The organism is Trinickia symbiotica (assembly GCF_003028655.1).
GTDB lineage: Bacteria > Pseudomonadota > Gammaproteobacteria > Burkholderiales > Burkholderiaceae > Trinickia > Trinickia symbiotica_A.
This window is the reverse complement of the sequence record NZ_PYUC01000061.1, coordinates 1-459: the sequence shown is the minus strand read 5'-3', so window position 1 is coordinate 459 and position 459 is coordinate 1. Positions and strand designations below refer to the sequence as shown.

The following is a 459-nucleotide window of genomic DNA, read 5'->3' as shown; positions in this document are numbered from 1 at the left end:
GTTAAGCACTGTCCAGGATGAATATACCGATCTTTCAGTAAATTATCGAATCTTAGAGAGTAAGTTACATGAGTCTCAATCCAATATCTCAGAACTTAAGCTTGCAAATCATGAACTTGAAAAGCAGCTTACGTACTTTTTAGAAGAAACTGACTCCATTTGTGATGCTGTCGATGACTCATCAAGTGGACACTAAAGTATGCTATAGTTACCACTACCGTCTACTTATCAAACTAAACAATATGGATATTCAAACGGCGTTAGAGCGTCTGCATAAATTTGATAGGCAACGCATTTACGTATATACCAAGCGCAACTTGCGAAGAGTATTTTTTGATGACAGTGAAGAAGCTTTTAAGCAAAGTTTATCGCGTTTGATCAAATTCGGGGTACTAGAACGAGCTTGTCGAGGCGTTTACGTGTTTGCTTTAAGTCGCAATAAAGGTGGCTATACCATTG

1 protein-coding gene and 1 pseudogene are annotated in these 459 nt (G+C 38.1%); both read left to right on the top strand.

Annotated elements, in window-relative coordinates:
- Nucleotides 1-196 (top strand): hypothetical protein (locus C9I57_RS33085; RefSeq protein WP_219909924.1); only part of this gene is annotated, 196 nt, incomplete at its 5' end.
- Nucleotides 197-242: 46 nt separating this feature from the next.
- Nucleotides 243-459 (top strand): annotated as a pseudogene (locus C9I57_RS33080) (hypothetical protein); the annotation flags it as partial.